We start from the raw sequence: 16,983 nt of genomic DNA, 5'->3' as shown, positions 1-16,983 counted from the left end.
AACCTCATCATACTGGCGTGATGTCTTCATGTCAAACAAAAAACATCACCCTATCGCTAGAGTGATGTCTCTCATCAATCGATGGCTTTCGCCTGTTTCATGACGTCCGCTTCAATCGCTTCACGTTTCGCTGTCGTCTTCTCGGCGCGATCCGCATGCACACTAAAGTAAAACTTGATTTTCGGTTCTGTGCCAGATGGGCGAAGGCAGAACCAAGACCCGTCGGCAAAGACGAATTTCAATACGTTCGATGATGGCAATTCGATCGCTTCAGACGTGTTCGTCCGTAAGTCAGTCGCCACTTGCTTCTTATAGTCCTCGAAACGCACGACTTCATATCCCCCGACTTCTTTCGGTGGATTGGCACGGAACGCTTCCATCATACGCCCGATTTGTTCGAGACCGGCTTTCCCTTTCAACGTCATCGACTGTAATGACTCTTCATAGAAACCGTACTTCTCATAAATCGACTGCAAAGCATCATAAAGCGTACGGCCATGCTGTTTATGATATGCCGCCATCTCCGCTGCGAGTAAGCAAGCCTGGACAGCATCTTTGTCACGGCAGAAGTCACCAATCAAATAACCGTAGCTTTCTTCATAGCCAAAGAGGAATTCATATTCGCCTGATTCTTCATATTGCTTGATTTTCTCACCGATGAACTTGAATCCTGTCAACGTGTTCTCAAGATGCACGCCGTATGCTTTCGCAATCGCAGCCCCGAGTTCTGACGTGACAATCGTCTTGGCGACGAAACCGTTCGATGGGAGTGTTCCCGTCTCACTCTTCTGTGACAAGATATAATCCATCAAGAGCGCACCTGTCTGGTTACCAGTCAAGACGAACCATTCCCCGTCACGTCCACGTACTGTCAAGCCGACACGGTCTGCATCCGGGTCGGTCGCCATGAGCAAATCGGCCCCGACACGATCCCCATATTCCATCGCCAGTTTAAACGCAGCTTTTTCTTCTGGATTCGGATAACTGACGGTTGGGAAAGCACCATCTGGTTCTGCTTGCTCCTCTACAATCGTCACATGGTCAAACCCATACGCTTTCAATCCTTCCATGACCGGACGGCGTCCCGTCCCATGGAGTGGCGAATACACGATTTGAAGGGGACTGTCCTGTACGTCACGATGAATCCGAATCGACTGGAGTGCTTCCATATACGCTTCATCGACAGATGGGTCCACTGTGACGAGTAGTCCTGTTTGACGAAGCGCCGCCTCATCTTCGATATCAATCTTCAACTCATCTTCAATCGCATTGACGTAACTGACGAGTTCATCTGCTTCTGCTGGCGGAAGCTGTCCACCGTCTGCCCCATACACTTTGAACCCGTTGTATTCAGGCGGGTTATGACTCGCCGTGATGACAATACCACCGAACGCATTCAAGTGACGTACGGCAAACGAGAGTTCCGGTGTGGCGCGCAAACTTGGGAACAAGTATGTCTTGATTCCGTTTGACGCAAGCGTCCGTGCCGCCTCTAATGCAAACTCTGGTGAAAAGTGGCGCGAATCATGGGCGATCACGACGCCGTGACGTTTCGCTTCTTCTCCCGAAGCTGCGATAAAGTCAGCAAAGCCTTGTGACGCTTTTCGAATCGTGTATACGTTCATTCGGTTCGCACCCGGTCCGATTTCTCCGCGCATTCCGCCTGTCCCGAACTCAAGCGTCTTATAAAATGCGTCTTCTAACGTTGTCTCATCTTTTGCGAGTTCCTCAAGTTCCGCTCGTAAATGCGGCTCAAGTCCTTCAAATTGATTCCAACGGTCATACGTTTGTTGCCATGTCATGATTCATTCCCCTTTCACCCTCAAAAAATTCAATCGAAGTACTCGCCAATTGCTTCCATCTTGTATACGATGAGAGTAACGAAACCTCGAGGTGATATTAATGTTTCCAACAATGCGTGCCCAAGAATTAAAACAAATCGTGCATACGAACTCGATTCGTTTCATCGATTGCCGATATTCGCTAAACGACGCGTCCTATGGTAAATATGTCTACCGAAAGGGACACCTTCCGAACGCCGTCTTTCTCGATTTGATGGAAGACTTGTCCGGTCCGCTCGGCGAACATGGCGGACGTCACCCGCTTCCTTCAAAAGAAGCGTGGACGGCAACACTCCGTCGCATCGGCTTGAAAAAAGAAGATTTGGTCGTCATTTATGATGATGGCTTCCCATTCGCAGCTCGTGCGTGGTGGCTCTTCAAGTGGGCCGGTCACGAACGGGTCGTCGTCCTAGAAGGCGGTATCCAATCCGGCATCACTTATTGCGGTGAGACCACGACCGACGTGCCGAACTACCCAGCGAGTGACTATGCCCCAGATTTTCAAGATGACATGATCGCGACACTCGAAGAAGTAAAAGCCGCTACGAGCGGTTCACTCTATGATTCGCGAACAGAGGATCGCTTTAACGGGACACATGAACCGATTGACCAAAAGGCAGGCCATATCCCAAACGCATTACTCTGTTCTTATGCCGAAGCCATCACCGAGCTAGGCACATTAGAAGATTTTCACGATTTAAAAGAACTTTATAAAGACGTCCTTACCGTGGAAAATCCAATTTTTTATTGCGGTAGCGGCGTGACCGCCTGCGTCAATATTCTGGCGCTGCACGCTCTTGGGAAAGACGATGTTCGACTTTATCCCGGATCCTATTCTGACTGGATCAGCTATCCAGAAAACGAGGTCCACCCGTAACGGGTGGATCGTTTTCATTTTACACCGAAGTTAATGCTATTCCAAAATAATCTTTATTTGACGCTCGTCGGTTTAATGTTCCAGACTGCGTTTGCATATTCCGTAATGGTACGGTCGCTCGAGAAGATTCCTGATTTTGCCGTGTTGACGATTGAGCTCTCTGCCCAACGCGGACGGTCGCTGAAGACTTCGTCGACGCGTCGCTGTGCTCGCATATAGGAGATGAAGTCTTTCAATACGAGGAAATCATCGTTATAGACGAGGAGTGAGTCGAAAATCGACTGGAACTGATATTCGCCGACCTTATCGAATGTACCGTTGACGAGACCATCGACCACATCTTTAATTTCTTGGTGGGCATGATAAATTTCCGCCGCATGGTATCCTCCGAACTTTTTATAGTTCATGACTTCTTGTGGGGATAACCCAAAAATAAAGATATGATCGTCTCCGACCGCGTCACGAATCTCGATATTCGCACCGTCTAACGTCCCGATTGTCAACGCACCGTTCATCATGAACTTCATGTTTCCGGTACCCGACGCCTCATAGCTCGCTGTCGAGATTTGTTCGCTCAAGTCAGAACCTGGGAAAATACGTTCCGCCATCGAGACACGATAGTTCTCAAGGAAGATGACTTTAATGAATTGGCTCGCCCGCTTATCTTTATTGATCAACGTAGCGAGGGCATTGATGTAGCGAATGATTTCCTTCGCGTAATAGTACCCCGGTGCCGCCTTGGCGCCAAAAATGAACGTACGAGGAACCATCGTAAACGTTGGATCCGCTTGAATCTTCAAGTAAAGCGCATGGATATGAAGTGCATTTAAAAGCTGACGCTTATAGGCGTGGAGACGCTTAACTTGAACGTCAAAAATGGAATGCGGGTCAACGACCTCTCCCGTCTCCTCCTGGATATAAGCAGCCAAATCAAATTTATTTTGTTGTTTCACATCCATCACGGTTTCTTGGAAGCTCTTATCTTTCGAGACACCCATCAACTTTTCCAAGTCGTTCGGGTGTTCGACCCATGACGGTCCAATCGCTTCCGTGATCGCGTCAGACAGTCGCGGATTCGATTTCAAGAGCCAACGTCGATGTGTGATCCCGTTCGTTTTGTTGTTGAAGCGTAGTGGGAACATCTCATATAAGTAACGCATCTCGCGCTGTTTTAAAATATCGGTATGGATCTGGGCAACCCCGTTCGTCGAATGAGAGCCGACGACAGCCAAGTTGGCCATGTTGATGTGCTCATTCGATACGATTGCGATTTCCCCCATATGTGATTCCAGATGAGGATAGTTGACCAACACATCCCGACAGAAACGTCGATTGATTTCCTCGATAATTTGATACACACGAGGTAATAGCCGTTGATACATCTCGACCGGCCATTTCTCTAGCGCTTCGGCGAGTAGCGTATGGTTCGTGAACGACATGACGCTCTTCGTGATGCGCCACGCCTCGTCCCAACCGTACCCATGCTCATCCATCAAGATTCGCATCAATTCAGGAATCGCAACAACCGGGTGCGTGTCGTTAATATGAATCGCATAATGGTCACCTAATTGTTTGAGCGACTTATTCCGCTTCACATAGGAAGCAAGCATCGATTGAATCCCCGCCGACACAAAGAAATACTGTTGTTTCAAACGCAGTACTTTTCCTTCATACGTCGTATCATCTGGATATAAAAATTCCGAAATGGTCGCAATCGACTGTTTGTATCGCAACAAGTCTTTGTACGTCCCTTTCGTTTTCTCTAAATACGCCTCATCGTCAAGCGGCGACTCCGCGTTCCAAAGACGTAACGTATTCACGACGTCATTTTGATAGCCGATAATCGGCATATCGTAAGGTACCGCTCTTACGACTTCATCCGGATGATGGACGACGCGTAACCGGTCTCCGATTTGCTTCATCTCAATCCAGCCACCGAAATTGATATCGACCGCTTTATCCTGACGTCTCGTCTCCCACATATTGCCGTCACGTAGCCAGTTGTCCGGTAACTCGACTTGATACCCATCAACAATCTTTTGTTTGAAGAGACCATAGCGGTAACGGATCCCGTTTCCGTGTCCAGGTAAACTGAGCGCGGCCAATGAATCGAGGAAGCAGGCTGCTAAGCGGCCAAGTCCCCCGTTCCCAAGTCCCGGTTCTGGCTCGATCTCCGTGATGTCCGTGATGTCGTATCCAAGATCTTCGAGTCCTTCTTTGACGAGCTCTAACACGTCGAGACTCAACAAGTTGTTATACAGGAATCGACCTAATAGAAATTCAAGCGAGAAGTAGATGACTTGTTTACTATGTTTTTCTTCTTGACGGTCTCGCGTGTGGATCCATTTTGGCATGGCTTGTTCGCGCACCATCGTTGCCAAGGTTTGATACACTTCCTGCTCTGTCCCATCCTCGATCGACTTCCCATTTAATGCGATGAATCGTTCTTTAAACGCGTCGACAAAGCTCTGTTTATCTGTGAACATAAATCAAGTTAGCTCCTTCCACTCATGCGAATAAATGATATAACTCACGATATTGCTTGGCGGATTGTTTCCAGCTAAAGTCCGCGGTCATCGCCTGATGGACGAGGGCATGCCAATTTTCTTTCTCATAGAAGACACGAATCGCTTTTTCGATCGTTGCCAGCATCTCATGAGCATTATAGTTCATGAACCCGAATCCGGTCCCTTCCTGTGTGAATTCGTTATATGGCTTAACCGTGTCACGAAGTCCACCCGTCTCACGGACGATCGGTAACGTTCCATAACGCATCGAAATCAATTGACTGAGTCCACACGGCTCAAAACGTGACGGCATTAAAAAAGCATCCGATCCAGCGTAAATCAAGTGAGCGAGTTCGATGTCAAAACCGATATAAGAGCCCACTTTCCCTGGATGTGCTGCTGTCATCTCGTGAACGATTCCTTCATATTCTGGTTGTCCTGAACCAAGGAATGCGAATTGGCATGGCAGTTGACCGAGTTCTTCAAATACGCCATTGATTAAATCGAGCCCTTTTTGGTCGACAAGGCGGCTGACGAACCCGATGAGCATGACGTCATCTCGTACTTCTAGACCGAGTCGTTCTTGTAACGCCCGTTTATTCGCAAGTTTCCCTTCTTTGTACGTATCGAGGTTATACGTCTGTTCGATTCGCGCATCTGTACTTGGATCGTTCGTCGCTAAATCGATGCCGTTTAAAATCCCTCGAACGTCAACCGCGCGATGACGGAGTGCCCCGTCCAAACCTTCCCCGTAATACGGTTCCATGATTTCGTCACGGTATGAGGGGCTGACGGTCGTGATTTGATCGGAATGAACAATTCCAGCTTTCATGTAATTGACAAGACCGTTATGTTGAATTCCTTCGGCCGTAAAATGTTCATGACCGAATTGTAATAGTTCACCGAGAATCTCTTCCGGGAAAATCCCTTGGTATTGCAGGTTATGGATGGTATAGACCGTACGAATGTGTTGATACGCTTCAATATGTTGATAGTGAATTCGTAGAAAGGCCGGTAAAATGCCGGTCTGCCAGTCGTGGCAATGAAGGACATCAGGCACTTCTTCCATCTTTCCAATCATCTCAAGGACCGCCCGTGAGAAGAAGGCGAAGCGTTCCGCATCATCAAAGTGCCCATATAAGACACCGTCACGTTTAAAGTAGTATTCGTTATCGATGAAGTAATACGTGATGCCGTCTCGCTCTAATTTCAAGACCGCACCGAATTGCTTCCGCCAACCGACCGGAACGATGAGGTCAAATAAATACTCCATCTCGTCCACATATTCAGCAGCAATCGAGCCATATTTCGGCATGACGACACTCACTTCTTCTCCTAAATCCGCCACCGCTTGAGGGAGCGAACCGACAACGTCGGCGAGCCCCCCCGTTTTCATGAACGGTGCCGCTTCTGAAGCAACATACCAAATTTTCATAAAATCCTCCTCACACCACTGTTCGTTTTGCGATGACAATCGGTTCGTCGATTGTACCTCGGATGACTTGCCCCCGTTTTACGACGACTTCTTTATCAAGAATCGCATTTTCGACGACAGCGCCTTCTTCAATAATTGACTTCGACGAAATGATTGAGTTTTTCACGCGTGCGTGCTTACTCACTTGAACACCACGGAAGAGAATACTGTTTTGAACTTCTCCATGAATCTTACACCCGTTCGCCACGAGCGCTTCATTCACTTTCGCACCTTTCAAATAACGAGTCGGTGGTTCATGCTTAATCTTTGTATAAATATGTGGGAAATCATAGATGATTCCTTCCCCACGAAGCAATCGCATGCTTTCGTTATAGTAAGAGAGCACCGAATGAATGACTTGCATTTTCCCGACATAATGGTAGCCGTGAACATGCAACCGATGGAGCTGCGGACGAATAACACCATCTAACAAATCATATTCTCCTTTAGACGTCGCTTCATCGACGAGACGCATAAAGAGATTTTTCGACATGATGATGGTTTCTGTATAAGCGTACTCATCATCTGGTGAAAAGCCGCGTTCTGACACGCCGACGACACGGTCGTTCTCACCAAGGCGAATCGGACGACAGTAGCCGCACTTCTGTTCGTGAGTCGTATAGGCAAGTGTGATGTCTGCTCCCATCGACTTGTGATGTTCGAGCATGTCGTTATAGTCGATTGTCGTCAACACATTCGATCCCGTAATAACGACATACGGCTGTTTGCTGCGAATGAAATGTTCACGGTGCATCGAGAAGTTGGCCAAGTCACCGAGATATGCTTCCCCGTCAGGTTTTAAGGCAGGCGGGAAAATGTGTAGTCCCCCTTGTGAACGGTCCAAGTCCCATTCTTTTCCTGATCCGAGATGGTCCATCAACGAGCGGTACTTGTCTAACGTGAAGATTCCCACTTGACTGATGTTTTGTGTAATCATATTCGTTAACGTGAAATCAATTAGACGATAACGTCCCGAAAATGGAACCGCTGCTAAATTGCGATGACCTGTGAATTCCGGAAACAGACCTTGCTCCGTGCCTAAGTTAATGACCCCTAATAAATCGTTCGTCAACAGTAACGCCTCCTTGCGTGTCTCTTTACTCGTATCAAACTCGTTGTTTGAAGACGGTGCCGCTTTCAATGTTTTCGTGTGGTTCAATAACAACGATTTCACCACCCGGCTCACCGACTGTCGCGCCGTCTTCAATGACTGCACAGCTTGCGACAATGGCTCTGTGAATTGTTACATCCTTCCCGATTCTAGCCCCCGGCATGATGACCGAGTCTTTCACGAGCGATCCTTCGCCGACACGAACGTCATAGAATAGAACCGAATGTTGTACTTCTCCTTCAATATGACACCCTTCATTGATCACAGACTGTTCGACGCATGCATCTTTTCCAATATATTGCGGTGTCTGATTCGGGTTAACCGAATAGATTTTCCAGTTCGGGTCATATAAATCGAATGGTGGTTCTTCCTCAAGAAGGTCCATATTTGCTTCCCAAAGCGATTGAATCGTTCCAACGTCTTTCCAGTAGCCTTTAAATTTATAGGCGAAAACATCAAGCCCTTGGAGAAGCGTGTTTGGAATAATGTTCTTTCCGAAGTCAAAGCTTGATGTTTCATCTTCCGCATCTTTAATCAAATGTTCGCGCAAGACGCTCCAGTTGAAGATATAAATCCCCATCGACGCCAAGTTACTCTTTGGATCTTCAGGTTTCTCTTCAAACTCATTGATGCGAAGGTCATCCGCCGTGTTCAAGATCCCGAAACGTGAAGCTTCGTCCCAAGGCACTTCCATGACGGAGATCGTCACATCGGCTTGTTTTTCTTTGTGGGCTTCGAGCATCTTCTCGTAGTCCATCTTGTAGATGTGGTCTCCTGATAGGATCAAAACGTAATCCGGATCGTAATCATCGATGTAGCTCAAGTTACGATAGATCGCGTTCGCTGTCCCTTCGTACCAATTTTTCCCCGACTGTGCTTGGTAAGGTGGGAGAATGGCTAAGCCCCCGTTACGACGATCTAAATCCCATGCCGTCCCAATTCCTAAGTAACGATTCAATTCAAGCGGCTCGTATTGCGTCAACACCCCGACTGTTGTAATTCCCGAGTTCGTGCAGTTTGACAATGGGAAATCGATGATTCGGTACTTTCCGCCAAAATGAACGGCAGGCTTCGCCGTTTTTCGCGTGAGAGGCCCTAATCGTTTTCCTTCTCCTCCCGCAAGGAGCATCGCAACCATTTCTTGCTTCATAAATAATAAGCCTCCTCAAAATCGTAATATACAACCTCTTTTACCCTTTTTCGCTCTTTCCTAAAGTATTCCTTCTCGAATTATTATATGATAACGTTTACATTTTTATTTTTTCGTAAATGTGACGATATAATGAGTAGAAAGAGGTGAAACGATGAGAGCTTGGATTGGAATCTTGTTTTTCGCAGGACTACTGGCGACTTCTTTGACGCTTGCGAATGCTTTGAAAGAAGAAATCGAAAAGACAAATGAAATTTTATCTTGGGGACAAGAACTGGTATCAGAGCAACCACTCTCGTCGAAGCATGCGATCACGCTCGCGTACAATGGTGGCGAACAGCAGATTTACTTGGCAGGTCGCCGAAATGACGTCTCTCCAAAGGCATTACCTGAACACATTCAAGAAGCCATCATGATCATTGAAGACCGAAAATTCAATGCCCATCCCGGCTATGATTTGAGCGGGATTGCCCGGGCATTTATTAATAACGCGAACGAGACATCTGTGCAAGGTGGAAGCACGATCACCCAACAGCTCGCGCGAAATGTTTATTTAACTCACGAACGGACATATGAACGAAAAGTGAAAGAATTATTGATTGCACGAGCATTAGAAAAAAGTTATAGCAAAAAAGAAATTTTGACCGCCTATAGCAACGTTATTTTCTTTGGACATAATGTTTATGGTATTCAATCCGCGGCCGATACATACTTTTCGAGACCGCTCGCCGACCTCAACTGGAACCAACTCGCCTATTTGTTGACAGTACCGAACAATCCGTCACTGTATGACCCGCTCAAGCCGTCAGATGCTTATTTCGAGCGAAAAGACCGGATTTTGACACAACTATTCGAGGCGGGCGCCATCTCAAAAAGCGCCTATGATCAATATCATGGTGTGAAACTGCAAGCCGCTTATCGAAGTCAAACGATTCAATATCCGGACTATATGGATACGGTTGTTCGTGAAGCGATTCAGTTAGTACGCTCTCGATACGATTTGGATGATGCCGAAGCACGAGACTATTTATCGACGCACGAAGCGACGATCGAGACGTACCTGTCGACGGCCAAACAGACGAAAGCGAAGCAAGTGATGAGTCAGTTGCCATCCGGGTTAAACGGAGGATATACGGAACTGACACCACAAGGACGAATCGTGGCGATGGTTGATTCGGAAATGACACAAGTCGGTGAATTCAACCGCGCAACGCAAGCCTATCGTCAACCGGGGTCCGCAATCAAACCGATTCTCGTGTTCGCCCCATTCATTGAAGAGACGGGGGCGACGCTTGAGACGGTTCTCGATGGACGACCAGCTTGCTATGGTTCTTATTGTCCAGGTAACAGTCATAATCGCGTGTTAGGAGATGTGTTATTGAAAGATGCGGTCGCCTATTCCTACAACACGCCGGCCTTGGCTGCTTTCTCCACAATCGATCAGCAACGAGCCTATGAGACGGCTGATATGATGTTCAGTCAATGGGATGAACAGGACGAGAACTTGGCGAGCGCGCTCGGTGGTCTCACACAAGGCGTCTCTCCGAAAGAGCTTGCGGCCGCCTACACACCATTCTTAAACAAAGGCGTCTATACGTCGGGTCATACGATTAAACAAATCACATTCAAAACGGATGAGCCCGCATTGACGCCTATCTTGACCGATGAGGCAGTCTGGTCTCCCGATACGATGACTACGATGAAAAAGGCTTTAGCGACCGTCACGACATACGGGACGGGACGTTACGCGAGTAAGGTGAAACGTGATTATGAGTACCTCGGAGGAAAGACAGGGACAACAAACGATAATAAAGATATGTGGTACGTCGGACTTACAGATCAAACCATCACCGCGGTTTGGCTCGGGGCCGACACGCCGCGCCCGTTCCCCGAACTCGCCAACCGTGCTTACCCGGCAATCATCTGGACAGAGGCGCATTAATCAAAAAGAGTCAGCCGATTTTCATCAGCTGACTCTTTTTTGATGACTTACACGCTGCGTTCGATTCGCATGCGATAGCTTCCCCAGTGTTTCAATAATTCATCGTGATTTATGAGTTTCCATGGGTTAAAACGAACTTGACCGTGCTTGTTGAAATATAGGTTTTTTCGAACACAGTAGCTGGCGTGAATAAGTTGCTCTTGTTCGTTCCAAAAAGTAAGGACGTCACCTGCTTCCGGAACAGCATCCGTTACCGTTTCAAAACCGCTCTGCTGAATCGTCTGAAGAAATGTCTCCGGATGAATCCACTGGTGAATCATCCACTCATGTTGTGTAGCTGCGAATAACGTCGCTGCCAGACAGTTACTCCCTTCATATATCGGAAATGTGTTCGCATATGTAACGAGATGTGCTGGTGTCCGTTCATCACATCGTTCCCCTTCCCACGTATCCCATTCTTTCGCATAGCGATAGATAAGCGAATGACGGGTTTCTGTCGAAAGCTTGTTCCAGTTCGACTCGTCTAAGACGATGAAAGATTGCCCATCCTTCTCCACGATCGCGTCATCGGATACCTCATTCCGCTGCTCAACCGTAAGAGGTAACACAAGCCCACGATTCGTCGTCACCTGATATTCAAGAAGACGCGACTTGACGTCATGTCGTAAACCATCAATCGCGTTTGACGGGGCATGGACAACATGTGTGACGCCTTCCCCCATCATCCATGTCAGATAGGCATTCGAAAGATGCGGATTTTTATAAGCGGGGTGATGGGAAAACTCTCCTCTCGGTAAAATGAGGACACTACTCGGCAATTCTTCAAAGAAAGTAGAATCGATCCAGTACAACGTTTCTTTTGGAACAAATGTCTGACACCACGCCTCTATTTCATCAAACGTCGGCTCAAATTTCTCTCTCATAAGATGATGTCCCCGACAGAGTTAAACAGCCGCAGAATCGACCATCCTAATCCACTGATCAATGTCGCCCACATGACACCTTGCATGAGCAACAAGCCGATCGCTCGGGGAACGGACATCGATTGACTCACTTGCCAGACGTAGTAAAAGAGATACATCAATAACGTACAGACGAGGACGGCCATGACGGCAAGTAATGTATTGAGAAACAGAAAACTGATCCCAGAACCAATGAGGAAAATAATCGCCCCAGGTTTAAGCCGATGGAGTGACGTCCCGTTTGTTTCTCGCGCAAAAAAAGCGAAGCCGAGTTGATTGAACGTATCGGCGACCAGTTTGAGTGCACTAAACAACATAAAGAAGATGGTGAAGAACACGACAAGTACGAATACTTTCGTTTCTTGCACGGATAACAGTTCGATGATTTCACTATATACGCCAATTTGATTCAGCCACTGGATCACATACTCGGACGTCGCAATCGCAAGTGACATGGAAAACAAAATAATTCCGATGAGTGGGGCATAGCTCAGTAAGTACACATTTGTTTTCATGTTCCTTCTCCAATTTCACAGTAATTTCTTATATTCAGTGCAATTCTACTACCAAGTATATTATACTATTTATAGTTATGGAGATTAAAAGGGGGATTTTTGGATGGGCCTATTATTGATGGTTGGAATCAGCGTCGTCTTCCTCGCAGCGATTTTGACAGCTGGATATAACCGTAAACCTGAGGGTAACGAATAAGAGCCGGGATTCGTAAGAATCCGGCTCTTTTTTTATTTCAACCCTGCATATCCCTGTTGGCGTAGAGCCTCATATACAATGATGGCAGCTGTATTCGACACGTTCAATGAACGGACGAGGTTCGATTGTGGAAGACGGATACAACGGTCTAAGTTGTTCTCAATCACTTCCATCGGTAATCCTTTCGTTTCACGACCGAATACAAAGAAATAGTCGCCTTCTACGTCCGAAACGTCTAAATCACTCGGATATTGTTCCCCATACTTCGTGATATAAAAGAACTGTCCGTCCGGATGCTTCTCCCACAATTCTTCTAACGAATCATGATAACGTACATCGACAAACTGCCAATAATCTAACCCTGCACGCTTCAACATTTTATCGTCTGTCGAGAAACCGAGCGGACGAATCAAATGAAGAACCGAGTTTGTCGCCGCACACGTACGTGAGACGTTCCCTGTATTTGCTGGTATTTCTGGTTGAAACATTACGACATGAATCGCCATAGTTCATTTCCCTCACTTTTTCATTTCAAATTCAAGTAGGCGTTGCTTTTCAGACAACCCTCCTGCAAAGCCGACAAGCTTCCCACTGCTTCCAATCACCCGATGACACGGAAATAAAATCGGTAACGGATTTCGGTTGAGCGCTTGGCCGACGGCACGAACAGCTTTCGGCCGACCGATTTGTTCTGCAATTTGTTTATATGTCCGTGTCTCACCATATGGAATCGTCAACAACGCATCCCATACTTCCTGTTGAAATGGTGTTCCCTTCATTTCGATGTAGGCACGATCTGATTCATGGAATCCATGCTGCTCAACGCGCAACATGAGATGTTGTAACCAGTCAGGGGCTTCTTCTGACGGTTCATGTGTGGTGAACTCAAGAGCTGTCAGTTTGCCCGCTGCGTTTAATTCATACGCTAACGGTCCCCATTTAGACGACACGATCTTCATGTGCCCACTCCTCTCGATAGATACGAATCTCTTCATGTACCATATCAGACACTTCTTTTCGTTCAATTTCTTCAAAAATCGATTCGGCATCGGGACCAAGAATCGCACCGATCGCCCATACTGCAGTCGCTCGCATGTCTTCACGTTCATCGTTTTGGATGAATTCACGTAAAATCGGGATTGCAGATGGTTCCCGATAATGTGCAAGCGCCAAGATCGCATTTCGCTGAATCGGTTTCTTTCCACGCCATGCGCCAGATAAATGTCCGAATTTTTGTTTGAACTCTCGGTTACTCAATGTCAAGAGCGGCTCTAACAGCGGTTTGACGATTTCTGCTTCCGGCAACAATTCTTCGTGGTGACGCCAATCCTTTTTACGGTTGTACGGGCAAACTTGCTGGCACGTATCACATCCGTATAAGCGACCTCCGAGCTTCGAACGAAACTCTCGTGGCATCAACGTTTTCATTTGTGTCAAATAGGCAATGCAACGTTTCGCATCCAGTACACCTGGTTCCACAAGGGCCGTTGTCGGACATGCCGTCATACACTTATCACAGTCGCCACATCCATCTTCAATCGCTTCATCCGGAGGCAAGTAAACGTCTAAAATCATTTCCCCCAAATATAAGTACGATCCCTTCTCAGGTGAGATGATGGAGCAGTTTTTTCCGCTGAAGCCGATTCCGGCACGTTCGGCGACGGCCCGGTCTACGAGCTCACCCGTGTCGACCATCGAGCGCGTACGCACTCCAGGAACCAACTCTTCAATGTACGTTTGAAGCTGCTCTAATCGATTGCCGACGGCGCGATGGTAATCCAGTCCCCACGAGGCTCGGGCAAATAGCCCTCGCCTCTCTCCAGCGACACTACGGGGTGCGTCTTTCAACTTACTTGGATAGGCAATCGCAATCGCAATGATTGACTGGGCTTCTTCGAGTAAGAGTTCCGGGTTTGTACGCTTCTCTAGGTCGGGCTCTTCAAACCCAGAGGCAAACCCTTTCTCTTGCTGTCGAATGAGTCGCTGTTTCATGACGATGAACGGATCAGCCGTCGTCACTTTCAACTCATCGATTCCGATGGTTTCGGCATACTCGAGGATTTGTTGTTTTAATGTGTACGGGTCCATTCCGTTCACCTCCTCTATATATTTTCGCATACAAAAAATCTCTCCGCCACTCGGCAGAGAGATATGAAGCGGGTGAAGAGAATCGAACTCTCGTCATCAGCTTGGAAGGCTGAGGTTTTACCATTAAACTACACCCGCATGAAATATTGTTGTCGTTCAAGCGACTACAGTTAATATACACCTATACCATTAAACTGTCAACAAGTATTCGTAAGTTTTTCTAAAATCACTGAAAAAAATATTTTGATATATCTTAATTGTTTAATAGTTGGATAATTCACAGCTTACTACAAATAGTGTATTCTCCGTATAATATTATTCAGTAAACTATTCACGTAATAATGATTAAATCATGGTTTAGTGAATCTTTAGCGCCAACAAATAAAATATCTATCACGACAAGTATCCCAATCAATCAGACTTATTTGGATTTTTTTATAGTGTTTACGACCCCAGTACTCTCTTTCAAATCTTTCAAATTATAGTACCATCCTCCTGCATTATTTGATGGAGGATGGGGATTATTCGGAAGTTCACAAAGCAAACGCAATAAATAAAATTTATATTTTGGGGCCTTGTCAAAATCAAAGTCTTTGTACCGACTAGTTATATAAATTGTGAGTTCTTTTTTTATGATTTCTGGTATATCAAATTGATTAATTTCCCTTTCCCAATTTTTCATCTCGATAGGGAACGTTCGATCAATAGTGTAAATTTTGTTCATTACACCACCATTTGCTTGACGGAATGTTATATATTTCGTAGGTGAATAATTATATCCATTCGAGATAGGATGAGCATGTACAAAGCATTTTTCGATTAAATGAATTGTTTGTCCAGCAGCAACTGACAAAACAATAGAGTTTTCACTGTACGTTATTCCTGATTTCAAAACTGCACCCCCATGACTTAGTTTTTCTATAGCTTTTCCTGATGTAATATTTTTCTTCATAAATTATATGACTAACTATTAATAGTTAGTCACAAAAATAAAACTCTTTTTCCTTTTTACAAAAATAATTTTTATCGCTTTATATGACTTACTTTAAATTACATTGATTTACAAATCAATATGGAATAAATATGAAATTGAAATAAAAAAAGACCCTAACCTCAGTTAGAGTCATACGGATACCGGTGGTCGGAGTCGAACCGACACTCCAGAGGAACACGATTTTGAGTCGTGCGCGTCTACCAATTCCGCCACACCGGCATATTATGTTGGAGGCGCCAGTCGGAATCGAACCGACGATAGAGGAGTTGCAGTCCTCTGCCTTACCACTTGGCTATGGCGCCAAAAAGTCATTGGAGCGGAAGACGGGATTCGAACCCGCGACCCCGACCTTGGCAAGGTCGTATTCTACCACTGAACTACTTCCGCAAAATGGCTGGGCTGGAAGGGATCGAACCTTCGCATGTCGGAATCAAAATCCGATGCCTTACCACTTGGCTACAGCCCAATAATAATGGGGCGACTGAAGGGAATTGAACCCTCGAATGCCGGAATCACAATCCGGTGCGTTAACCACTTCGCCACAATCGCCATGATTAAATTAAAACAGGGGCAGCAGGAATCGAACCCGCGCTGACGGTTTTGGAGACCGTAGTTCTACCGCTAAACTATGCCCCTAAGTGGTGGGGGGGGGCGGATTCGAACCGCCGAACCCGAGGGAGCGGATTTACAGTCCGCCGCGTTTAGCCACTTCGCTACCCCCCCACATATGGTGGCTTTGGACGGAATCGAACCGCCGACACAAGGATTTTCAGTCCTTTGCTCTACCAACTGAGCTACAAAGCCATATGTAGTCTTGATTTTCTAAAAATAAAAATGGCGGTCTCGACGGGATTCGAACCCGCGATCTCCTGCGTGACAGGCAGGCATGTTAACCCCTACACCACGAGACCGGACATTAATTGCGGGGGCCGGATTTGAACCGACGACCTTCGGGTTATGAGCCCGACGAGCTACCAGACTGCTCCACCCCGCGACGATATAAAATTAAATGGTGACCCGTACGGGATTCGAACCCGTGTTACCGCCGTGAAAGGGCGGTGTCTTAACCGCTTGACCAACGGGCCATGTTTAGATTTTGAAAAACTGGCGGAGAGCAAGGGATTCGAACCCTTGAGACGGTTTTGCCGCCTACACGAATTCCAATCGTGCTCCTTCGGCCACTCGGACAGCTCTCCAAAAGAGAAAGTGGCTCCGCAAGTAGGATTTGAACCTACGACCTACCGGTTAACAGCCGGTTGCTCTACCACTGAGCTATTGCGGAACGATCTTGCCTGGCAACGTCCTATCCTCACAGGGGGAGATCCC

General features: G+C 46.7%; 13 protein-coding genes and 14 tRNA genes. 2 read left to right on the top strand and 25 right to left on the bottom strand.

What is annotated here, in order from left to right; all coding sequences use genetic code 11:
- Positions 1-74 precede the first annotated feature (74 nt).
- Positions 75-1,802, bottom strand: coding sequence for a phospho-sugar mutase (locus LCM29_RS00135; RefSeq protein ID WP_224860174.1), 1,728 nt, complete (start codon positions 1,800-1,802; stop codon positions 75-77).
- A 100-nt stretch (positions 1,803-1,902) separates the two neighbouring features.
- Between LCM29_RS00135 and LCM29_RS00130 the strand changes: the two genes are divergently transcribed.
- On the top strand, positions 1,903-2,718 hold the full coding sequence (locus LCM29_RS00130; protein ID WP_074032609.1) for a sulfurtransferase: 816 nt from the start codon (positions 1,903-1,905) through the stop codon (positions 2,716-2,718).
- 53 nt (positions 2,719-2,771) lie between these two features.
- Here the strand turns inward: LCM29_RS00130 and LCM29_RS00125 are convergent, their stop codons facing one another.
- From LCM29_RS00125 to LCM29_RS00110, 4 genes are read right to left on the bottom strand one after another with little or no spacing between them, the layout of a single operon-like run.
- Complete coding sequence (locus LCM29_RS00125; RefSeq protein ID WP_224860172.1) at positions 2,772-5,204, bottom strand: glycogen/starch/alpha-glucan phosphorylase; 2,433 nt, start codon at positions 5,202-5,204, stop codon at positions 2,772-2,774.
- Positions 5,205-5,226: 22 nt separating this feature from the next.
- Complete coding sequence (gene glgA / locus LCM29_RS00120; RefSeq protein WP_224860170.1) at positions 5,227-6,660, bottom strand: glycogen synthase GlgA; 1,434 nt, start codon at positions 6,658-6,660, stop codon at positions 5,227-5,229.
- Between the two features lie 10 nt (positions 6,661-6,670).
- Complete coding sequence (glgD, locus tag LCM29_RS00115; RefSeq protein WP_224860168.1) at positions 6,671-7,864, bottom strand: glucose-1-phosphate adenylyltransferase subunit GlgD; 1,194 nt, start codon at positions 7,862-7,864, stop codon at positions 6,671-6,673.
- On the bottom strand, positions 7,806-8,960 hold the full coding sequence (locus LCM29_RS00110; RefSeq protein ID WP_224860166.1) for a glucose-1-phosphate adenylyltransferase: 1,155 nt from the start codon (positions 8,958-8,960) through the stop codon (positions 7,806-7,808). The genes glgD and LCM29_RS00110 overlap by 59 nt, the downstream gene beginning before the upstream one ends.
- Before the next feature lie 154 nt (positions 8,961-9,114).
- On the opposite strand from LCM29_RS00110, the gene LCM29_RS00105 reads away from it, so the two are divergent.
- Complete coding sequence (locus tag LCM29_RS00105; RefSeq protein WP_224860164.1) at positions 9,115-10,902, top strand: transglycosylase domain-containing protein; 1,788 nt, start codon at positions 9,115-9,117, stop codon at positions 10,900-10,902.
- A gap of 47 nt (positions 10,903-10,949) precedes the next feature.
- Here the strand turns inward: LCM29_RS00105 and LCM29_RS00100 are convergent, their stop codons facing one another.
- The 20 genes from LCM29_RS00100 to LCM29_RS00005 form a co-directional block, all read right to left on the bottom strand.
- The gene (locus LCM29_RS00100) at positions 10,950-11,825 is read right to left on the bottom strand and encodes a hypothetical protein (RefSeq protein WP_224860160.1); all 876 of its coding nucleotides are present in this window, start codon (positions 11,823-11,825) and stop codon (positions 10,950-10,952) included.
- The gene (locus LCM29_RS00095; RefSeq protein WP_074032604.1) at positions 11,822-12,379 is read right to left on the bottom strand and encodes a DUF5366 family protein; all 558 of its coding nucleotides are present in this window, start codon (positions 12,377-12,379) and stop codon (positions 11,822-11,824) included. The genes LCM29_RS00100 and LCM29_RS00095 overlap by 4 nt, the downstream gene beginning before the upstream one ends.
- A gap of 228 nt (positions 12,380-12,607) precedes the next feature.
- Positions 12,608-13,081, bottom strand: coding sequence for a tRNA (uridine(34)/cytosine(34)/5-carboxymethylaminomethyluridine(34)-2'-O)-methyltransferase TrmL (gene trmL, locus LCM29_RS00090; protein ID WP_026826698.1), 474 nt, complete (start codon positions 13,079-13,081; stop codon positions 12,608-12,610).
- A gap of 12 nt (positions 13,082-13,093) precedes the next feature.
- The gene (locus tag LCM29_RS00085; protein WP_224860157.1) at positions 13,094-13,534 is read right to left on the bottom strand and encodes a methylated-DNA--[protein]-cysteine S-methyltransferase; all 441 of its coding nucleotides are present in this window, start codon (positions 13,532-13,534) and stop codon (positions 13,094-13,096) included.
- Complete coding sequence (queG, locus tag LCM29_RS00080) at positions 13,515-14,663, bottom strand: tRNA epoxyqueuosine(34) reductase QueG (protein WP_224860154.1); 1,149 nt, start codon at positions 14,661-14,663, stop codon at positions 13,515-13,517. Before queG ends, LCM29_RS00085 begins: the two co-directional genes overlap by 20 nt.
- A 67-nt stretch (positions 14,664-14,730) precedes the next feature.
- Positions 14,731-14,801: transfer RNA gene (locus LCM29_RS00075), tRNA-Gly, on the bottom strand.
- A gap of 283 nt (positions 14,802-15,084) precedes the next feature.
- Entirely contained in the window at positions 15,085-15,555 is a 471-nt protein-coding gene (locus tag LCM29_RS00070) for a hypothetical protein (RefSeq protein ID WP_224860151.1), read from the bottom strand.
- Between the two features lie 240 nt (positions 15,556-15,795).
- Positions 15,796-15,876: transfer RNA gene (locus tag LCM29_RS00065), tRNA-Leu, on the bottom strand.
- Between the two features lie 9 nt (positions 15,877-15,885).
- Positions 15,886-15,959, bottom strand: a tRNA-Cys gene (locus LCM29_RS00060).
- Positions 15,960-15,969: 10 nt separating this feature from the next.
- Positions 15,970-16,044 (bottom strand) — tRNA-Gly (locus tag LCM29_RS00055).
- A 4-nt stretch (positions 16,045-16,048) separates the two neighbouring features.
- Positions 16,049-16,123, bottom strand: a tRNA-Gln gene (locus tag LCM29_RS00050).
- A 7-nt stretch (positions 16,124-16,130) separates the two neighbouring features.
- Positions 16,131-16,206, bottom strand: a tRNA-His gene (locus LCM29_RS00045).
- A 16-nt stretch (positions 16,207-16,222) separates the two neighbouring features.
- A tRNA-Trp gene (locus LCM29_RS00040) sits at positions 16,223-16,293 on the bottom strand.
- Between the two features lie 3 nt (positions 16,294-16,296).
- A tRNA-Tyr gene (locus LCM29_RS00035) sits at positions 16,297-16,380 on the bottom strand.
- A 5-nt stretch (positions 16,381-16,385) separates the two neighbouring features.
- Positions 16,386-16,461 (bottom strand) — tRNA-Phe (locus tag LCM29_RS00030).
- A gap of 31 nt (positions 16,462-16,492) precedes the next feature.
- Positions 16,493-16,568 (bottom strand) — tRNA-Asp (locus LCM29_RS00025).
- Between the two features lie 9 nt (positions 16,569-16,577).
- Positions 16,578-16,651: transfer RNA gene (locus tag LCM29_RS00020), tRNA-Met, on the bottom strand.
- Positions 16,652-16,667: 16 nt separating this feature from the next.
- Positions 16,668-16,742, bottom strand: a tRNA-Glu gene (locus LCM29_RS00015).
- A 20-nt stretch (positions 16,743-16,762) separates the two neighbouring features.
- Positions 16,763-16,853, bottom strand: a tRNA-Ser gene (locus LCM29_RS00010).
- A gap of 11 nt (positions 16,854-16,864) precedes the next feature.
- Positions 16,865-16,939: transfer RNA gene (locus LCM29_RS00005), tRNA-Asn, on the bottom strand.
- Between the last annotated feature and the right edge of the window lie 44 nt (positions 16,940-16,983).

The sequence above is a fragment of the Exiguobacterium aestuarii genome, assembly GCF_020171655.1.
GTDB lineage: Bacteria > Bacillota > Bacilli > Exiguobacteriales > Exiguobacteriaceae > Exiguobacterium > Exiguobacterium aestuarii_A.
This window is presented reverse-complemented; position numbering and strand designations above follow the sequence as displayed.